This is a genomic window from Lentzea sp. NPDC036949 (assembly GCF_055608075.1).
In genome coordinates, this window is sequence record NZ_JBVJRA010000012.1 from 235,782 (window position 1) to 253,328 (window position 17,547).

Genomic DNA, 17,547 nt, shown 5'->3' on the forward strand with positions numbered 1-17,547 from the left:
CCCGGCGCTAGTCGGGGAGGTCGTGGCGGCCGGAGATGAACTCCTGCACGGCGATCTTCGCCCGGATGATCGGCTGCCGGATCCGCGCCTCGCGCCGGTACGCGCGGGCCAGCTTCCGCGAGCCCTCCCGGTAGCGCCAGCGCGCCCACGGCGACCCCGGCCGCGCGAGCCGGACCGCGCCCACCGCGGGCACGACCGGCACCAGCAGGCCCAGCAGCCCGGTCCAGATCTTGCCCTTGAGCAGTGCCGCGATGGCGAAGCACAGGTTGACGCCGATCGCGATGAGCCGCAACGTGAACGTGCTCGCCGGCGTCGTCTCCGGGTTGAGCTGCAGCACCTCGTCGTAGCCCAGCGGCCGCGCGCCCAGCAGGAACAGCCCGGTCAGCCCCACGGCGAGGAACACCGCGTCCACCGACAGCCGGCCCGCCTTCGTCCAGTACACGTCCCGCAGGTGCAGGATCAGCGCGAACTCGTCCAGCACCAGCGCGGCCCCGACGCCGAGCCCGGCCGCGGCCGCGAGCCGCGCGCCGTGCAGGTCGTCCGGGATCACCAGGCTGGTCACGCTGGACAGGAGCAGCAGCACCGTGCCGAACACGACGTGGTGCACGTGCGTGTCCCCGTGCACGACGTTGCGCGGCCACCAGCGCACCTTCGCCCTGATCATGCGCACGCTGATGCGGATGAACACGAACGTGGTCACCAGTCCGACGAAGAAGAAGAGCAGTCGTTCACTGCCGGTCAAAGCCACGGCCCCCCGGGTCCAACGACCCTCCAGGTTACCGCCTCCGGTGCGGCCCGGAGCCGATGTTGATGCCACCGTCGACGTTTCCGGTGACCTGGACCACGTTGCCGGTGACGGTCCCGGTGACGAGGTTCGTCACGCCGCCGGAGGGCCGCGGGGCGAGCTCGGCGGACAGGCTGGTCAACCGGGCGAGCAGGAGGGCGTGCAGTCCGGCGCGCACGCGCGGGGCCACCGCCACCGTGATCGACAACGCCGCCACCTGGGGCACGGCCACCTCCGCGTCCTCGTTCCGGATCTCACGGTAGCAGCGCGAACGATGGCTCGACTGGGAGCGGGAGGTCGTGGTTCACTGTCCATGGTCGTACGTTGTGTGTTCGTGCTTGAGCGTGATCATGCGACGAGGTTGAGAGCGTGTGGATTCTCCAGGTTCCGGAGATGACGCAGTTCCAAGCTTGACCCGGTGGTCGCGAGCGCGATCCGGCACCTGTTAGAGGAGAAGTAGCAAGATGGCAGTACAGGGCACCGTCAAGTGGTTCAACGCGGAGAAGGGCTTCGGCTTCATCTCCCCTGACAACGGTGGCGCCGACGTGTTCGTCCACTACTCCGAGATCCAGATGAACGGCTACAAGGCTCTCGAGGAGAACCAGCGGGTCGAGTTCGAGATCGGTCAGGGCCAGAAGGGCCCGCAGGCCCAGGGCGTTCGCGCCGTCTGAGTCTGACTGGTCAGCACATCTGATCTGTCGCGAAGCCGCTGTCCGTTTTCGGGCAGCGGCTTCGCTGCGTCTTGTGCCCGTGCGGGCGCTAATACTCTTGCGGGGCCTCGATCAGGCCGAGCTGGTGCAGCACCGTCGCGGAGTCGCCGTAGACGCGTTGGCAGACCAGCACGTCCTTGTCGAACAGGAAGAACCCGGACATCCGGACCTTGAACGACTTGCCGGTCACCGGTTCGCCGGTCAGGCTGCCCAGGTGCGTGCCCTGCAGCTCGAACTCGACGATCACGGCGTCGTCGGCGTGGTAGACCTCGACGACCTTGCTCTTCTGGTCGGGGAACGCCGCGCGCGTGCGCGTCCAGTAGTCCCGCACCGCCTCGGTGCCGTCGAGGACCTGACCGGTGGCCATGATCTCGAACCGGGGGCGGCTGAAGGGGGCCAGGCCCGCGTCGAAGTCGTACTCGTTCTGCGACTCGATGAGCTCCAGGACGATCGCCTCGCGCAGCGCTCTGAGCGCCTTGGACTCGGTCATGCCGCCCGACCTCCTACGTACGCCGTACGTCGGACGGAAGCTACTCCACGTCGTATGGTCTTCGCCAGTGTCCTCGCCCCGTGAACCGCTGACCCGCGCCCGCATCGTGGATGTGGCGGTGCGGCTGATCGAACGCGAGGGCGTGGAGGCCGTCTCGATGCGGCGGCTCGCGGCGGAGCTGGGCGCGGGCACGATGTCGCTGTACAACCACGTGCCGAACAAGGCGGTGCTGGTCGACCTCGCCGCCGAGCGGATCATGGCGCAGGCCAAGCCCTATCACGTCGACAGCGACGACTGGCGCGACCACGTCCGTGCGCACGCGCGTGCGGTGCGGGAGCTCGCGCGGCAGCATCCGCGGGCGTTCGTGCTGCTCGCGACCCGGCGGCTGAGCGGGGAGGCGGGGTTCCGGACCATTGAGGCCGCGCTGGTGAACATCGAGAAGGCGGGCTTCCGCGGCAAGGTCGCCGTCGGGATGATGCGGGCGATGGTGTCGTACCTGCTCGGAACCCTGATGAGGGAGGTCGCGACGTCGCCGGAGCTCGGCGGGATCGCGCTCTCACCGTTCGAGGGCGTGGACGCGGCGGCGTTCCCGTTGTCGGCGGAGGTCATCGACGAGCTGGGGACCTACGACCACGACCAGGAGTTCGAGTTCGGGCTCGAACTCCTGATCACGGCGTTGGAGCGCTACCAGGGCTAGGGGCGCATCTCGTAGCGGCCGGAGAGCGCGACCACCTGCTGCCACACGGCGTCGAAGCGGGCCTGGTCGACGTGCGGCTTGCGGATCTGCCGCACCGCCCACTGCTGCTGGGCCTCGGTGCTGCTCGGCTTGCCGTGCAACGCGGTCGCGTACCCGGCGAAGTCGCGGACCAGCACGTCGAAGATCTGGTCGATGACGGCGTCGCCGGTGTCAGTGGTCTTGGCCTGCTCCAGCACCAGCTGGCCGTAGACGACCAGGGTGAAGAGGTGGCCCAGGTTCAGCAGGAAGTCGAGGTCCTTCTGCTGCTCCGCGTCCGGTGCCGCGGTGGTGAGCAGGGTCTTGAGCGCGTTCGCCTGCTCGTGGAACAGCGCCACGTTCGGCAGGTGCGCGTGCTCGGTGTAGATCGGCTCCCAGTCGTGGAACTGGACCTTGCCGAGACCGCGCGCGGGGCCCTGGTGCCAGAAGAAGTCGTCGTCGCTCGCGTCGTGGCGGGTCGGGACCTCGGCGTAGTCCTTGGGGTTGAACAGGTAGTTGGGCATGAACTTCAGCACCAGGGCCAGGTTCACGTGCACGGTGCCCTCGAGCTTGGGCAGTGCGCGGATGTCGGCCGTGGCGCGGGTGAAGTACGTGTCCTTCTCGAAACCCTTGGCGGCGATGACGTCCCAGAGCAGGTCGATGACGTTCTCGCCCTCGCTCGTGACCTTCATCTTGGTGATGGGGTTGAAGAGCAGGTAGCGGCGGTCGTCCTCGCCGGCGCTGCGGAAGTAGTCGACGCTGCGGTCCGCGAAGAGCTTCATCGCGGCGAGGCGGGCGTAGGCGTCGACGAAGTTCTGCCGCACGTGCGGGAAGTCGGTGACCGGGTTGCCGTAGAGGATCCGGTTGTGGGCGTGGGTGATCGCCTCGTAGAAGGAGTGCTCGCAGATGCCTATGCTGGCCGTGCACAGGTTGAACTTGCCGACGTTGACGGTGTTCAGCGCGGCGGAGAAGGCGTCGGGGCCGCGGTGCAGGACGTCCGCGTCGGTCAGCGGGTAGTCCTCCAGGCGGAACTCGCTGACGAACATCTGGCTGTCGACGACGTTCTTCACCAGCTTGAAGTTCTCGTGCTGGCTGTCCACGGCGAAGAAGAGGTACTCGTCGTCGATCTTGCCGAAGACGCTGACCATGCCGGCGACGTTGCCGTTGCCGATGTAGTACTTGCTGCCGTTGGCGCGGTAACCGTCGGCGGTCTTCGTGACGATCATGTCGGTGCTGTAGACGTCGGCGCCGTGCTCCTTCTCGGAGAGGCCGAACGCGAAGACGGCGCCGGAGTCGAGCAGCGCCGCCGCCTTCTGCTTGGCCTCCTCGTTGCCGCTCATCCAGATCGGACCGAGGCCGAGCACCGTGACCTGCCAGGCGTACCAGTACTGCAGGCCGTAGAAGCCGAGCACCTCGCTGAACGCGGCGTTGCGTGCGGCGTCCCAGCGCTTGGCGGGGTCGACGCTCGCGGGCGTGCAGAAGGTGGCGAAGAGCTTCTCCCGCTTCACGAAGTCGAGGAACTCCGCGTACCAGACCTTGTCCTGGGCGTCGGCGATGAGCTGCCGCTTGCCGCGGGCCTCGAACCAGTCGACCGTGGCCTTGAGCAGGCGGCGGGTCTCGTCGTCGAGGTGCGCGGGGTCGTAGTGGTTCGGGTCGAGCAGCACGGGGGAGCCTCCTTCGTCTCTCCGCCGGACGCTACCAGTGAGTAACTTGCGGGTCTACGTGGCCTTTCCTCCACCGTCAGAAATTGTCAGACCCCCGGCGTAACGTGCTCCACATCACATCTTCGAGGAGGCGCGAGATGACGGTGTTGCTGGCGATCGGCACCCGCAAGGGCCTGTGGCTGGCCCGCAGCGAGGACCGCGTGACGTGGCAGGTGGACGGCCCGCACCACCCCATGCAGGAGGTGTACGCGGTCGCGTTCGACACCCGCGGGGGCACCCGCCTGCTCGCCGGGGTGTCGTCCCCGCACTTCGGCCCCGGCGTGTCCACATCGGACGACCTCGGCGCCACCTGGGACGAACCGGAGTCACCCCCGATCGCGTTCCCGGCCGACGCCTCCCTGGAACGCGTCTGGCAGCTCCAGCCCGCCCCCGCCACCCAGCCCGGCGTCGTCTACGCGGGCACCCAGCCCTCCGCGCTGTTCAAGTCCACCGACGGCGGCCGCACGTTCGAGCTCGTCGAGGGCCTCTGGAACCACCCGCACCGCCCCGAGTGGTCGGCGGGCTTCGGCGGCCAGGCCGTCCACACGATCGTCCCCGACCCGGAAGACCCCGATCGCGTGCTCGTGGCCATGTCCACCGGCGGCGTCTACCGCACCGCCGACGGCGGCAAGTCCTGGGAGGCCCGCAACAAGGGCATCAAGGCGTACTTCTTCCCCGACCCGTGGCCCGAGTTCGGCCAGTGCGTCCACAAGGTGGCCCAGCACCCCTCGTCCCCGTCCCGCTTCTACGCCCAGAACCACCACGGCGTCTACCGCAGCGACGACGGCGGCGACACCTGGCAGTCCATCGCCGACGGCCTCCCCACCGACTTCGGCTTCGCCATGGTCGTGCACCCCCACGACCCGGACACCGTCTTCACGTTCCCGATCGAGGCCGACGCCCGCCGCTTCCCACCCGAGGGCAAGTGCCGCGTCTACCGCACCCGCGACGCCGGCTCGTCCTGGCAGGCCCTCGGCGCCGGCCTGCCCGACGCCTTCTGGACCGCCGTGATGCGCGACGCCATGTGCACCGACACCGCCCCCACCCCCGGCGTCTACTTCGGCTCCCGCTCCGGCGAGGTCTACGCGAGCCCCGACGAGGGCGAGACCTGGCACCAGGTAGCCGCCCACCTGCCCGACGTGATGTCGATCCGCGCGGCGGTGCTCCCTTGACGCCCGCCGGCCCACCCGCGGCGCTCCGTCCTGCGGCGCTTGTGCCCGCGGCGCTCCCAACCGCGGCGCCTCCACTCGCGGCGCTTCTAACCGCAGCGCCTCTTCCCGCGGCCCTCTGTCCCGCAGCGCCTCACCTCGTGGCGTCTCCACCTGCGGCGCTCCGTCCTGCGGCGCTGGTGCCTGCGGCGCCTCCACTCGCGGCCCTCTGTTCCGCGGCGCCTCTACCCGCAGCGCTCCCAACCGCGGTGTCCCCACCCGCGGCACCCCGTCCCGCAGTGCCCCCATCCGCCGCGACTCCCAGGCCCGCTGCAAGACCCGCGCCTGCGGTGCCCAGGCTCGTCGCGACACCCGCGACACCCGCGACACCCGGTCGCGCCGCGGTCCCGGCGCGCTTGTCGTCCAGGCCCGCCGCGGCACCTGCCCACACAGCCCTCAGGCCCGCCGCAAGGCCCGCATCCGTGGCGCCCAAATCCGCCGCGGTGCCCGCCCACGCGGCGTCCGCGCGCACCCCGGAGGTGCCCGCATGAAGGTCACCGTCCTGATCCCCGGCGTCCTGCGCACCGCCACGGCCGGCGCTTCCCACGTCGACGTCGACGTCCCCGAACCCGCCACCCTCGGCGCCGCCCTGGACGTCCTCGCCGACACCTACCCCGGCCTGGACCGCCGCCTGCGCGACGAACGCTCCACCCTCCGCCGCTACGTCAACTTCTACGTCAACGGCGAGGAGTGCCGCCGCCTCTCCGGCCCGGCCACCCCACTCCCGGCAGGCGCCGAGATCCAGATCCTGCCCTCGGTGGCCGGCGGCTAGCCGCCGGTGTCGTCCAGGGGTCCGCGGCCACGGGGACGGGTCGCGGACCTCCGGACGGCGCGCTCACGGGTACCGGCCTCCGAGGCGGGTGTGCCCGTCATTCGCATTCCTGACCTCGCTGGTCAGTGCGACTGGTCCTCGGAACCGCCCGCACGGGCGGCGGACCTCTGGGTCCACATGGCCCAGCCACCGACGACGGCGCAGAGCACGGTCACCGAAGCGAGCACCACGAGCAGCGGTGGCACCCACGGTGTCGGCTGTTCGTCGTGGGTGCGGCCGTCCTCGAAGACGCAGGTGCTCGTGAGCGTCCACGGGTCCTGCACTTCTTCCTTGAGCACTGCCCTCTCGTAGACCAGGCCTCGCGCGCACATCTCGTCGTGCTCGCTGATGACGAACAGGATGTTGCCCCAGGCGAAAACGGCCCCCATGAGCACCAGCAACAGCGGGACCGGCACGACGAGCCAGGTCAGCTTCTCCCTCATCTGGCCAGCATCCCGCAAATCGCTCACGTGCCGGTCACATCGGGAGGCGGTTCGGCGAGCCGCAAGTACGCCGGCCGCAGCAGGTCCACGAGGTTGTCGCGCCGAACGGAGATCGGAACCGCGTCGAGCTGGTCGAGGACCGCGTCCGGGCGCACCGCGGCCGTCGGGTCGCCGAGGGGGATCGCGGTCGTGGTCTGGCGGTGCCAGAACGTGTCGAGGCACTGGGTGAGCGGCGGGACCTCCTCACGGGTCACCGTCGTGCGGGTGGCGCCGCGGAGGGTGCGGAGGCGGTCGAGGAGGTCCTCACGGCCGCGGCCGCGCCAGGCGAGGATCTCGAACGGGTCGTTGTCGAAGGACTCGGCCAGCAGGTAGCAGGTGGCGGCCAGGTGTTTGCAGGGCACCTCCCAGTCGGGGCAGGTGCAGTCCATCGTCAGCTCGCGCATCGTCGCCGGGAACAGCTGCAGGCCGAGGCCGGCGAAGAGGGTCTCGATGTCGCGGGGCATCTCGCCGGCCAGCAGCTTCGCGGTGTAGAGGGCTTGGCCGGCGAGGGCGTGTTCGATGCGCTGCCACTCGGGTGTGGTGAACGACTTGATCGCGATGCGGGCCCGGTACGGGGTGGGGCGGGAGCCCTGGACCAGGGCGATCACCATGCTCGTGGACAGCGACAGGCTCAGCACCTGGCCCTGGCGCGCGTAGGTGCGGCCGCGGGTCAGGCGGCCGCCCATGCCGAACGACTCCAGGACCTCCAGGAAGCGGCGCGACCACCAGGTGGTGGCGATGTCGCCGCGCTGGCTCTTCGCCCTGATGCCGTTGTCGGCCTTGATGGTCCTGCCGTAGCGGGGGTGTTCACCGGACCAGTGGTCACTCACCGACGGCCTCCCCGGAGAGCGTGAGCAGGTCGCGCAGCTGAGAGGTGGACAGCTCGGTGAGCCAGTTCTCGCCCGCGCCCACGACCAGCTGGGCCAGTGCGCGTTTCTCCTCGATCATGGTGTCGATGCGTTCTTCGAGCGTGCCGATGCAGACGAACTTGCGCACCTGGACGTTGCGGTTCTGGCCGATGCGGAACGCGCGGTCCGTCGCCTGGTCCTCGACCGCGGGGTTCCACCAGCGGTCCAGGTGGATGACGTGGTTGGCGGCGGTCAGGTTGAGGCCGGTGCCACCTGCCTTGAGGGACAACAGGAACAGCGACGGGCCGGTGCTGTCCTGGAAGCGTTCGACCATGCGGTCGCGGGCCGCCTTGCCGGTGCCACCGTGCAGGAACATCACCTCGGTGTCGAAGCGGGCCGCGAGGTGGGGCACGAGCATGCTGCCGAACTCGGTGAACTGCGTGAAGCACAACGCCTTGTCGCCCTCGGCGAGGACCTCTTCGAGTACTTCCTCAAGGCGCGCGAGCTTGCCGGAGCGGCCGGAGATGCGGGAGCCGTCGCCCAGGAAGTGGGCCGGGTGGTTGCAGACCTGCTTGAGCTTCGACATCGTCGCCAGCACCAGGCCCTTGCGGCCGATGCCCTCTGCTTCCTCGATCTTCTCCAGCATGTCGTTCACGACGGCCTGGTAGAGCGAGGCCTGCTCGGTGGTGAGGTTGCACAGCTGGCGCACCTCGACCTTGTCCGGCAGGTCGCTGATGATGCGCGGGTCGGTCTTCACGCGGCGCAGCACGAACGGGTTCGTGATCTTGCGCAGGCGGGCGGCGGCGTCCTTGTCGTTGTGGCGTTCCACCGGGACCGCGAAGCGCGCGCGGAAGGTGTTGATCGTGCCGAGCACGCCGGGGTTCGCGAAGTCCATGATCGACCACAGCTCGGCGAGGCGGTTCTCCACCGGGGTGCCGGTCAGGGCGACGCGGTGGCGGGCCTTGAGCCGGCGCACGGCCTGGGACTGGCGGGTGGCGCTGTTCTTGATGTTCTGCGCCTCGTCGAGCACGACCCGGTCCCAGGTCAGGTCGCCCAGCGCGGCACTGTCGCGGCCCGCCAGCGCGTACGTCGTGAGGACCAGGTCGTGGCTCTCGACGGCCTCGCGCAGCGCGTCGCCGTCGAGGCGGCCGGTGCCGTGGTGCACGTGGACGGAGAGCTCCGGCGTGAACCTCGCCGCCTCGCGCTGCCAGTTGCCGACGACCGACATCGGGCAGATCAGCAGGGTCGGCGGGCGCTTGCCGTTCGCGCGGTTCAGGGCCTCCAGCGCCAGCAACTGCACGGTCTTGCCCAAGCCCATGTCGTCGGCGAGACAGGCGCCCAGGCCGATCTTGTCGAGGAACGCCAGCCACGCCAGACCGCGCTGCTGGTACGGGCGCAGCCGGGCGCCGAAGCCCGCCGGCGGCTCGACCGGCTCGATCTGCTCGTCGGCCCTGCCGGACAACAGGTCGCCGAGCCAGCCGTCCGCCTCGACCGACGTGAGCGGCAGCGGCAGGCTCTCGTCCTCCTCGGTCAGTCCACTGTGGAGCATCACCTCGGCGGCGGTCATCTGGCCACCGCCGCGCTGGAGGAACGCGAGCCCCGCCGCCAGGCGCTTCTGGTCGACCTGCACCCACTGGCCGCGCACCTGCACCAGTGGCACCTTCGCCCTGGCGAGCTCGGCGAGCTCCGCGTCGGTGAGCGAGTCCTCGCCCAGAGCGAGCTCCCACCTGTAGTCCACGATGGACTTCAGGCCGATCTCGCTCTCCTTCGCCACGGTCCCCGCCGTGCTGCGGCTCTTCGTGGTGAGCTTCAACCCGAGCCGCACCCGCTGCTGCCACCACGACGGCAGCAGCACGCCGAAACCGGCCTGCGCCAGCACCGGCGCCGCGGTCAGGAACCGGTACGCGCCTTCGGTTCCGACCTCCAGCTCCGCCGGGTGCGCGCCGCGCAACGCCTCGTCCAGGTCGGGGTGCAGCCGGCTCGCGCGGCCGAGGTCCGCCAGCAGGTGCTCCTGCGGCGCCGGGATCCAGCGCCGCAGCACGGCGTCGTCGGCGAACCACACCTGGTGCGCGGGCACCAGCACGCTCGGCTCGTCGACGGCCTGCAGCAGGAACTCGACCGCCCACTCGTCCTCGCCGCGCTGCTCGGGCGAACGCAACCGGAAGCACGTGCGCACCGGACTCTCGCTGCCCGCGCTCTGCCGCCACCGGTCGAGCTGTTCGCGCAGCTCGTAGAGCTCCACCGGGTCCGCGTCGAACTCCGGGTCCCCGGTCAGCGCGGCGAGCCACGCCTCCGCCGTCGTCTGCTGCCCGCGGCGGCGCGGGGCGAGCGAGGTCTTGTCGAGGCGAGCGCGCACCTGCTCGTCCACCACCGTCGTGAGCGCCGCGCGCACCAGCTCCGCCGGGTCGGCGGCGATCTCCTCGCAGCGGCACGCGGGCGGCATCGCGGCCTGCAACGCGGCGAACCGCGCCGAGTCCGTGCCTGACAGCACCGGCACCCACCGCGCCCGCGGCCGGTCCGGTGCGACCGAGGGCAGCACGCGCCCGCGCGTGACGAGGTCCGCCGCGAAGCCCGCCACGTCGAACACGAACCGCGCCGAGTCGCTCAACCGCACGTCCGAACCCGGTTCCGGCTGGTCGCCGAACCGGATCGTGGGCACACCCCACTGCTTCAACCCGACCTTGCCGCGCTGCGCCCGCCCCGCCGTGAGCGGGTCGCGCACCAGCTCCGGCGACGCCATCGGACCCGACGCGTAGGAGGGCAGCAGCAACGCGCGCCGCGTCGCCCGTTCGTCGTCGATCCCGAGCGCCGCCGCGAGCGACTCCGCCGTGGCCGCGAACGGGTGCGGTGCGTCCCGGCGGCTGCTCTCACTGCGTGCGGGCAGCCCGGAATCCTCGGCCCACAGCGCAAGCGCGCCGTCGGTCGTGCACAGGCCATGCAGTACGAGCACCTGTGAACCCTATGTGTTCACATTGTCGCCATGGTCGATGACACCCCTGTCGTGCTGGACGGTCAGTCCCTCGGCGGCGACGACGTCCTGCGCGTCGCCAGGTACCACACGCCGGTGGTCCTGCACGCCGACGGGCTCGACCGCCTCGAAGCGTCGTGGCGCGCCAGCCAGCGCCTCGTCGTGCGCAGGCAGGTGTACGGCCGCACCACCGGTGTGGGCGCGAACCGCGACCAGCTCGTCACCAACGAAGGCTGGGCCGAGCACGGTCTGCGCCTGCTGCGCAGCCACGCCGGCGGCCTCGGCGGCATGCTGCCGGAGGAACAGGTGCGCGCCATGATGGTCGTGCGCCTGAACCAGCTCCTCGCCGGCGGCGCGGGCGTCCGCCGTGCCGTGGCCGACGCCCTGCTCGCGGCGTTGAACAGCAGCTGCTACCCCGGCGTGCACGAGTACGGCGCGATCGGCACCGGCGACCTCACCGCACTCGCCGAGACCGGCCTCACCCTGATCGGCGAGCGCTACTGGCTCGGGTCCACGCAAACCCCGGACCCGATCGACCTCGACTCCGGCGACGCCCTCGCGTTGATCAGCAGCAACGCCTTGACCATCGGCATGGCGGGCCTCGCCTGGCACGACGCCGCGGAACTGCTCAGGGCCACCCACGTCGTGGCCGCCCTGTCGTTCCTCGCCGTCGACGGCGCCGTCGAGGCCTACGCCGAACGCGTCCACCTCGGCCGCCCGCACCCCGGCCAGGTCGCCGTCGCCGCCGAGATGCGCAGGCTGCTCGGCGAGCCGTCCCGTCCGCCCGCACGCATCCAGGACCCGTTCGGCTACCGCTGCTTCCCGCAGATCCACGGCCCCGCCGTCGACGCCGCCACCGACCTCGGCCGCGTCCTCGACGTCGAGTTCAACGCCGCCGCCGAGAACCCGCTCATCGTCTCCGACCACTTCGGCCCCGAGGACGACGCCGCCTACCACCACGGCGCCTTCCACAGCGCGTACCTCGGCCAGGCCCTCGACCGCCTGCGGTTGGCCCTGCTGCACACCGGTCACCTCTCGACCGCCCGGCTCGCCACCCTCGTCGAGCCGAACTTCACCGGCCTGCACCCATTCCTGGCCGAAGGCGTGCGCGGCAGCTCGGGCGTGATGATCCTGGAGTACAGCGCCAACTCCGCGCTCGCCGAGGTCCGCACCCTGGCCGAGCCGGCCAGCATCGGCAACGCCGTGGTCTCGCGCGGCCAGGAGGAGAACTCGAGCTTCGCCTTCCAGTCCGCGAGCCAGGCCCTGCGCTCGCTGGGCGCGTTCCGCCTTGTGCTCGCCTGCGAGATCGTCGCCGCCGTGCGCGCCCTGCGGCTGCGCGGCATCGTGCCCGACACCCCGGAGCTGCGCGCGGCCTTCGAGCTCGCCGAGTCGAAGCTCAACCCGGACATGTCCGACCGCCAGCTCAGCCCGGACGTGGAGGTGGCCTCCGGTCTGCTCGCCGAGTTCGCTTCCTGCTGATCCGCACCTTCCTCTCCTCGCTGTTGGGCGGTGGGGTTGCTGTGGGTTGGGGTGGGCGGCCGCTGGGGGTGTCAGTGGTTGATGGGTTGGCCTGTTGCCGGTGATGGGTGGGGTGAGGCGGCCTGTGGCGCGAAGCGGCGCGGGCGCTGTGCCGGCGACGGGAGTCGGCCGGGAGCAGCGGGCGCGCCGGGGCCCTGGGGAGCCGGGGGAGGGAACGGGCCTGGCGGCGGGACCGGTCCTGTGACGGGTGCGAGCGTTGGTGAGGCTGGGTGAGCCAGCTGGTGGTGTGGTGGGAGGTGCTCCTCTCGTCGCTGGGTGGGGTGGGCCTGGCGTTGAGGTGCGGGCCTGGGGCGGCACGGGACGTGATGCGTGGTCAGGGATACGGCGGGCGGCGCGGGCGCTGTGGGACACGGGTGTGGGGCGTGGCCGGGTGCAGCGGGCGTGCCGGGACCGCAGGTGCCGGGATGGCGGCGGACGGCGCGGGCGCTTGCGTGGGCAACGCGTGAGGCGTGGCTGGGCAGCGGGCGCGTCGGAGATCCGCGGGGTGCCGGGGGATGGCGGTGGTTGACGCGGGCGCTTGCGGAGCAACGCGTGAGGCGTGGTTGAGGTGGGGCGGGCGGCCGGAAACCGCGGAGTGCCGGGTTGGCGGCGGACGGTGCGGGCGCTTGCGGAGCAACGCGTGAGGCGTGGTTGGGAGCCAGCGGGCGCGTCGGGGACCGCGGGGTGCCGGGGTGGCGGTGGTTGACGCGGGCGCTTGCGGAACACGCGTTGGGCGTGGTCGGGGTGCGGCGGGCGGCCGAGGATGCGCGTGCCGGGGCGGCGGTGGTCGGCGCGGGCGCTTGCGGGACACGCGGTGCGGGCGTGGCCGGGGGAAGCGGTGCGGTCGTGGCCGGGGAAGCGGGCGCGTCGAAGGGCCGGGGAGGTGGGCCGCGGGGACGGCGGGCGGCGCGCGAGGCGTGCGGGATCAAGGCACGGGGTGTGCGCGGCGGGCGCCGAGGGCGGGGTGAGGTGCGACCGGGGACCGGTGGCGGGCCGAGGTGCCGGCGGGCTGTGCGACGGCGGTTGGCGCGAGGGCGGTCGGCGGTCGGGAGAGGTGCGGTTTGTGGGGAGGTTGTGCGGTGGGCAAGGCCGGGTAGGGCACTGACGGGTCCACCCGGCCGGTGGCGGCGGGAAGCCGGCCACGAGGGGTGGGTCAGTGGACGAGGGGGGACCTCGTGCGGCGGTTGGCGAGGGTGGTGACGCCGGCGCCGGCCAGGCCGACCTGGAGGGCCAGCTCGATCCAGTCGATGCCCGCGGTGTCGGCGACGCCGAGGACGGTGGCCGCCGCGGTGCCCAGCAGAGCCGCCGCGATGCCGACGAGGATCGTCGTGAGCAGCGAGACGTGTTGCCTGCCGGGGACCACCAGGCGGCCGAGGCCGCCGATGAAGGCGCCGATGAGCAGGGCGCTGATCAGGCCGGTGATTTCCACGGTTACCCCCTGAAGACTCTGGTGCGTACTGCTCCAGGGTCCGCCGCCGCGGGGGTCCGCCGAATCAGGTCTTCCCCTGAGGCTGCCCTGACATTCCCCCTAGCAGTGCGGCGGCGGTGGAGGAGAGCTCGCGGCCGGGCACGTCCGGGTCGCAGCCCACGCGGGCCAGGCGGGCCCGGATGGCGGTCGAGGAGCGCTGCATCTCCTCGCCCAGTGCGCGGATGAGGACGGTGGCGTCGTCGGTGGACGGGGCGAGCCAGGCTGCGCGGAGGTCGGAGTCGAGGGAGTCGGTCCAGGGCTGGTTGGCGTTCGCGTGGCGGGCGGGGCGGCCGCGCAGGCGCGTGTGGGCGCCCAAGACGCGGGAGAGCAGCTTGCCGACGGCTGCCCCGCCCTCGGAGGGCAGCCTGAGGCGGCCGTCGGCCACCACCTCCCCCGAGGGGGCGGACCCCAGCAGGTCCAGGACCACGGACTCGTCCGCGTCCGTCGTGGCGCTCAGCCGGTACAGGACCTCACCGAGCTTCGTCTCGTTCTGGTAGGTGCTTGGCATGGGGTTGACGTTAGGGAGGGGGTCTGACGGTTTTCAGCCCCGGTTGCCCCGGGACGGCCCCGGGAAGGGGGAGTTCACTCGAACGGGTACGGGGTCAGCCCCGTGGCACGGCCTTCCGGCCCGTTCCCAGGTCCGCGGCGTCCGCCGCCGCCCGCCCCGCGCCCCACCCGGCGGCCGACCGCACCGTCACGCGCGAGGTCCGCGTCCGCGTGAACATCTCGTCGAACAACGTGTCCACGGCCTTCCTGCGGTTCGCCAGCACCGGCAGCAGCCGCTCGTCCGGCACCGGCTCGTCGGCGGTGTGCAGCCGCTCCGCGATCCGGGACGCGTAGGCGATCAGGAACGACTTGCGGAACGGCCGCGACCGCGCCTCGCTGCCCTTGGTCTCCTTCCCGCCGGCGGCCACCATCGCGCGCGTTGCCTGCACCAGCAACGACGTGGACAGCAGCTCCACGATCTCCAGGTCCACCTCGTCGCCCACGAGCGCGACGAACCCGAACCCGTCGTAGGCCACCGCACGTGCCCGCGATGCCTCCGCCACCACGTGCACGAGCTGCGACTTCTCCTTGAAGTACGCCTTGTCGAGCCACATCCGCCGCGACGTCGCGAGCTGCGGCAGGTCCGCGTCCAGCACCGCCCGTTCGAGCGCGTGCCGGTTCATCAGGTCCTGCGCCTTGGCCGACAGCGCCTCCGCCTCCTCCGGGAACGACGTCGACTCGGCCTTCGCCAGCAGCCCGCGCACCCGGTTGAGCACCTTCGGGTCCACACCCGCGCGCACGAGACCGCTCAGCGCGTCACCGGGCAGCGGCAGGATCCGCGGCAGGGTCGGCAGCCGGTTCAGGAACGCGAGCAGCTCCGCGGCCGTGCGGGACGCGTAGGACGCCGTCTCGATGTGCCGTGCCGCCCACGCCTCCAGCAGCGGTCCCTCCCACCAGACCGCGGCGCCGATCTCGTCCAGCTGCCGTTGCCAGCGCGGGTGCACCGTGCTCGCGGCATGGGGCGAACAGGACGAAGCGATCACGTCCACCACGAGCGAGGTGGCCGACTCGTCGAGCGAACGCGACACGATCTCGCGAACGTCGTAGGGCAACCATCCCCGCTCCCACAGCGCGTCGACCGCTTTCACCAGTTCCACGCAGGGCAGTATGAGACGTCCGCCATGTGCACAGGCCGGGGCCCGCCTGGTAGACACGGGATGTGATCGAGCTCCAGTTCCGCGGCCGGACCGTCGTCCGCGACCACGCGCTGGTGATGGCGATCATCAACCGCACGCCGGACTCGTTCTACGACAGGGGCGCCACCTACGCCGAGGACGTCGCCATGGAGGCCGTCCACCGCGTGGTCGGCGAGGGCGCGGACATCGTCGACATCGGCGGGGTGAAGGCCGGTCCGGGCGACCTCGTCGACCCCGAAGAAGAAGTGCGCCGCGTCGTGCCGTTCATCGCCCGTGTGCGCGACGCGTACCCGGACCTCATCATCAGCAGCGACACGTGGCGCGCCGACGTCGGCCGGCTGGCCTGCGAGGCCGGTGCGGACCTGCTCAACGACACGTGGGCGGGCGCGGACCCGAGGCTGGCCGAGGTCGCGGCCGAGTACGGCGCCGGGTACGTCTGTTCGCACACCGGGGGCGTGAAGCCGCGGACGCGTCCGCATAGGGTGAGCTACCCGGACCTCGTGGCGGACGTCGTCGCGGAGACGACGGCGCACGCGGAGAAGGTGGTCGCCCTGGGCGTGCCGCGCAAGAGCGTGCTCATCGACCCCACGCACGACTTCGGCAAGAACACCTGGCACAGCCTCGCGCTGGTGCGGCACACGGACGAGCTGGTCGCCACCGGGTGGCCGGTGCTGATGGCGTTGTCCAACAAGGATTTCGTCGGGGAGACCCTCGGCGTTGAACTGCACGAGCGCGTCGAGGGCACCCTCGTCGCGACTGCGATCGCGGCGGTGGCGGGCGCCGCGGTGTTCCGCGCGCACGAAGTGGCGCGCACCAGACGAGTACTCGAGGCCGTCGCCCGGCTGCAGCAGGAGGTATGAGGTGGACGACGTCTTCGCCCGGTTCTCGGACGACCGGTGGGACGACTTCCTCGACGAGCTCGACAAGATCCGCGTCACGGCGGTGGACCCCGCGGAACGGCAGCAGGTCAAGGCCACCGCGCGCCGTGACGCACGGGAGGCGGCCGGTCAGCCGTTGCTCGTGCGGATGGCCATCGCGGACCACTACCTGAACCTGCTCGCCGTCGGCGTGTGGGCGGGCGACGAGAGCTGGCGCGCGGAGCTGCGTGACCTGGTCGTTTCTCTCGTGCCCGAGGACGACGAGACGCGCGACGACGGCCTGTTGAGCTCCGTCATCGCCGTGGTGCTCGCACAGCTGCTGCAGGACGCCCGTCTGCGCGGTGGTTCCGAGGCGGACGTCATCGCGCGCACGGCGTGGGAGAAGGCGCAGGAGTGGGCCGCCTACGCGGAGGACCGCCACGTCGAACGGCTGCTGCACCACTCGACGGAGGCCGGCGCACGCGTCGTGACCGCCACCGAGGTGCAGGAGGTCGTGGAACTGGCCACGGCCGCCGCCGACGACCAGCACGCGGAGACCATCGCGGCGCTGGAGGCCGAAGGGCTGTCCGCGGAGCTGATGAACGGCGTCTGGGTCGTGGACGGCGACTTCCGCAACCCGGTCCGCGCCGCCGCCCGCGCCATCACCCTCACGGGCTACGGGTGCGTGCTCGCGCGGAACATCCGCCAGTCGGCCGTGATGCTGTGGCACGAGAACACGCTCGCCATGGCGGACTCCAAGGTCCCGCGCTGGCGGGTCTACCCGATCCTCGCGCCGGTCACCCCGCAGTCGAAGTTCTCCGGCGGCGAGGGCCTGCCCTTCACCCGCGACACCCACCCGCTGGCACCCGCTCCAGAAGTCGTGCGCCGGTTGGCCGACGCCGTTGGTGTCAACCTGTCCCATCTGCTGGCTGCATTGCGGTGAAAGGGTGATCTTTGGCTTTCCGCAACCTTCAGTGGTTAATCTTGGTGCCATGCCCAGATTTGCCGAGTTCGATGTGGAAGGCCTGCGGAAATCCAGCGCCGTCGCGGACTTTCCCTGGTCAGAGACGTGGGTCACGCTGATCCGCGTCGACGCCAAGGGAGTTGTCCGGCAAGCCAGCTCGTTGTCGGAGAAAGTTTCTCTGCTGACCGTTGCGTCGGACAAGGACCTCGTCATCGCCTCCTGTCCGGAGATTTACGCGGTCGACGACCTGTCGGCCGCCCGAGCAGCCGTCAGGGCTTCGGTCGCACGCGAGATGTCGCCAAGCCTCGGATGAAGCACCACCCGCCACTCGGGCTCAGCGGC

The 17,547-nt window shown here is 71.2% G+C and carries 18 protein-coding genes; 8 read left to right on the plus strand and 10 right to left on the minus strand.

What is annotated here, in order from left to right:
• Positions 1-7: 7 nt before the first annotated feature.
• Positions 8-700, minus strand: coding sequence for a hypothetical protein (locus ACZ7CD_RS30605; protein WP_360400604.1), 693 nt, complete (start codon positions 698-700; stop codon positions 8-10).
• A 76-nt stretch (positions 701-776) separates the two neighbouring features.
• Complete coding sequence (locus ACZ7CD_RS30610; protein WP_360400607.1) at positions 777-1,016, minus strand: hypothetical protein; 240 nt, start codon at positions 1,014-1,016, stop codon at positions 777-779.
• A gap of 232 nt (positions 1,017-1,248) precedes the next feature.
• Between ACZ7CD_RS30610 and ACZ7CD_RS30615 the strand changes: the two genes are divergently transcribed.
• A complete protein-coding gene (locus tag ACZ7CD_RS30615) occupies positions 1,249-1,455 on the plus strand; it encodes a cold-shock protein (protein WP_030468404.1) in 207 nt (68 codons plus the stop codon).
• An 88-nt stretch (positions 1,456-1,543) separates the two neighbouring features.
• Here the strand turns inward: ACZ7CD_RS30615 and ACZ7CD_RS30620 are convergent, their stop codons facing one another.
• Complete coding sequence (locus tag ACZ7CD_RS30620; protein ID WP_470371320.1) at positions 1,544-1,984, minus strand: ester cyclase; 441 nt, start codon at positions 1,982-1,984, stop codon at positions 1,544-1,546.
• Positions 1,985-2,051: 67 nt separating this feature from the next.
• Here ACZ7CD_RS30620 and ACZ7CD_RS30625 point away from each other — a divergent pair, with 67 nt between their 5' ends.
• The gene (locus ACZ7CD_RS30625) at positions 2,052-2,681 is read left to right on the plus strand and encodes a TetR/AcrR family transcriptional regulator C-terminal domain-containing protein (protein WP_360400613.1); all 630 of its coding nucleotides are present in this window, start codon (positions 2,052-2,054) and stop codon (positions 2,679-2,681) included.
• Here the strand turns inward: ACZ7CD_RS30625 and ACZ7CD_RS30630 are convergent.
• Positions 2,678-4,360 (minus strand): acyl-CoA dehydrogenase, encoded by a 1,683-nt coding sequence (locus tag ACZ7CD_RS30630; protein WP_470375605.1) that lies wholly within the window; start codon positions 4,358-4,360, stop codon positions 2,678-2,680. The genes ACZ7CD_RS30625 and ACZ7CD_RS30630 overlap by 4 nt on opposite strands.
• A 137-nt stretch (positions 4,361-4,497) precedes the next feature.
• Between ACZ7CD_RS30630 and ACZ7CD_RS30635 the strand changes: the two genes are divergently transcribed.
• Complete coding sequence (locus tag ACZ7CD_RS30635; RefSeq protein ID WP_360400619.1) at positions 4,498-5,571, plus strand: WD40/YVTN/BNR-like repeat-containing protein; 1,074 nt, start codon at positions 4,498-4,500, stop codon at positions 5,569-5,571.
• Between the two features lie 523 nt (positions 5,572-6,094).
• Complete coding sequence (locus ACZ7CD_RS30640) at positions 6,095-6,379, plus strand: ubiquitin-like small modifier protein 1 (protein WP_360400622.1); 285 nt, start codon at positions 6,095-6,097, stop codon at positions 6,377-6,379.
• 122 nt (positions 6,380-6,501) lie between these two features.
• On the opposite strand, the gene ACZ7CD_RS30645 is transcribed toward ACZ7CD_RS30640, so the two are convergent.
• Genes ACZ7CD_RS30645 through ACZ7CD_RS30655 form a run of 3 tightly spaced genes read right to left on the minus strand, consistent with a single transcriptional unit; the run spans position 6,502 to position 10,698 of the window.
• Positions 6,502-6,861 (minus strand): hypothetical protein, encoded by a 360-nt coding sequence (locus ACZ7CD_RS30645; protein ID WP_470380237.1) that lies wholly within the window; start codon positions 6,859-6,861, stop codon positions 6,502-6,504.
• A 23-nt stretch (positions 6,862-6,884) separates the two neighbouring features.
• Complete coding sequence (locus ACZ7CD_RS30650) at positions 6,885-7,730, minus strand: SWIM zinc finger family protein (protein ID WP_470371317.1); 846 nt, start codon at positions 7,728-7,730, stop codon at positions 6,885-6,887.
• Positions 7,723-10,698, minus strand: a complete 2,976-nt coding sequence (locus ACZ7CD_RS30655; RefSeq protein ID WP_470380238.1) for a DEAD/DEAH box helicase — start codon at positions 10,696-10,698, stop codon at positions 7,723-7,725. Before ACZ7CD_RS30655 ends, ACZ7CD_RS30650 begins: the two co-directional genes overlap by 8 nt.
• Before the next feature lie 30 nt (positions 10,699-10,728).
• Between ACZ7CD_RS30655 and ACZ7CD_RS30660 the strand changes: the two genes are divergently transcribed.
• Positions 10,729-12,195, plus strand: a complete 1,467-nt coding sequence (locus ACZ7CD_RS30660) for an aromatic amino acid ammonia-lyase (RefSeq protein ID WP_470380239.1) — start codon at positions 10,729-10,731, stop codon at positions 12,193-12,195.
• A 1,192-nt stretch (positions 12,196-13,387) separates the two neighbouring features.
• Here ACZ7CD_RS30660 and ACZ7CD_RS30665 read toward each other — a convergent pair.
• From ACZ7CD_RS30665 to ACZ7CD_RS30675, 3 genes are all read right to left on the minus strand, one after another.
• A complete protein-coding gene (locus ACZ7CD_RS30665) occupies positions 13,388-13,663 on the minus strand; it encodes a GlsB/YeaQ/YmgE family stress response membrane protein (protein ID WP_360400637.1) in 276 nt (91 codons plus the stop codon).
• A gap of 64 nt (positions 13,664-13,727) precedes the next feature.
• Complete coding sequence (locus ACZ7CD_RS30670; RefSeq protein ID WP_360400640.1) at positions 13,728-14,210, minus strand: hypothetical protein; 483 nt, start codon at positions 14,208-14,210, stop codon at positions 13,728-13,730.
• A gap of 94 nt (positions 14,211-14,304) precedes the next feature.
• Positions 14,305-15,345 (minus strand): DUF2786 domain-containing protein, encoded by a 1,041-nt coding sequence (locus ACZ7CD_RS30675; protein WP_470380240.1) that lies wholly within the window; start codon positions 15,343-15,345, stop codon positions 14,305-14,307.
• A gap of 62 nt (positions 15,346-15,407) precedes the next feature.
• On the opposite strand from ACZ7CD_RS30675, the gene folP reads away from it, so the two are divergent.
• The 3 genes from folP to ACZ7CD_RS30690 are packed head-to-tail and all read left to right on the plus strand — an operon-like array spanning position 15,408 to position 17,518.
• Entirely contained in the window at positions 15,408-16,244 is an 837-nt protein-coding gene (gene folP, locus ACZ7CD_RS30680) for a dihydropteroate synthase (protein WP_360400646.1), read from the plus strand.
• A 1-nt stretch (position 16,245) separates the two neighbouring features.
• The gene (locus ACZ7CD_RS30685) at positions 16,246-17,184 is read left to right on the plus strand and encodes a hypothetical protein (protein WP_360400649.1); all 939 of its coding nucleotides are present in this window, start codon (positions 16,246-16,248) and stop codon (positions 17,182-17,184) included.
• A 49-nt stretch (positions 17,185-17,233) separates the two neighbouring features.
• Positions 17,234-17,518, plus strand: a complete 285-nt coding sequence (locus tag ACZ7CD_RS30690) for a hypothetical protein (protein ID WP_360400652.1) — start codon at positions 17,234-17,236, stop codon at positions 17,516-17,518.
• Positions 17,519-17,547: the final 29 nt, after the last annotated feature.

Coding starts and splice junctions, on each gene's coding strand:
- ACZ7CD_RS30660 (WP_470380239.1), top strand. CDS start 10,729: ATGGTCGATGACACCCCTGTCGTGCTGGACGGTCAGTCCCTCGGCGGC.
- ACZ7CD_RS30635 (WP_360400619.1), top strand. CDS start 4,498: ATGACGGTGTTGCTGGCGATCGGCACCCGCAAGGGCCTGTGGCTGGCC.
- ACZ7CD_RS30690 (WP_360400652.1), top strand. CDS start 17,234: ATGCCCAGATTTGCCGAGTTCGATGTGGAAGGCCTGCGGAAATCCAGC.
- ACZ7CD_RS30645 (WP_470380237.1), bottom strand. CDS start 6,861: ATGAGGGAGAAGCTGACCTGGCTCGTCGTGCCGGTCCCGCTGTTGCTG.
- ACZ7CD_RS30640 (WP_360400622.1), top strand. CDS start 6,095: ATGAAGGTCACCGTCCTGATCCCCGGCGTCCTGCGCACCGCCACGGCC.
- ACZ7CD_RS30615 (WP_030468404.1), top strand. CDS start 1,249: ATGGCAGTACAGGGCACCGTCAAGTGGTTCAACGCGGAGAAGGGCTTC.
- ACZ7CD_RS30620 (WP_470371320.1), bottom strand. CDS start 1,984: ATGACCGAGTCCAAGGCGCTCAGAGCGCTGCGCGAGGCGATCGTCCTG.
- ACZ7CD_RS30670 (WP_360400640.1), bottom strand. CDS start 14,210: ATGCCAAGCACCTACCAGAACGAGACGAAGCTCGGTGAGGTCCTGTAC.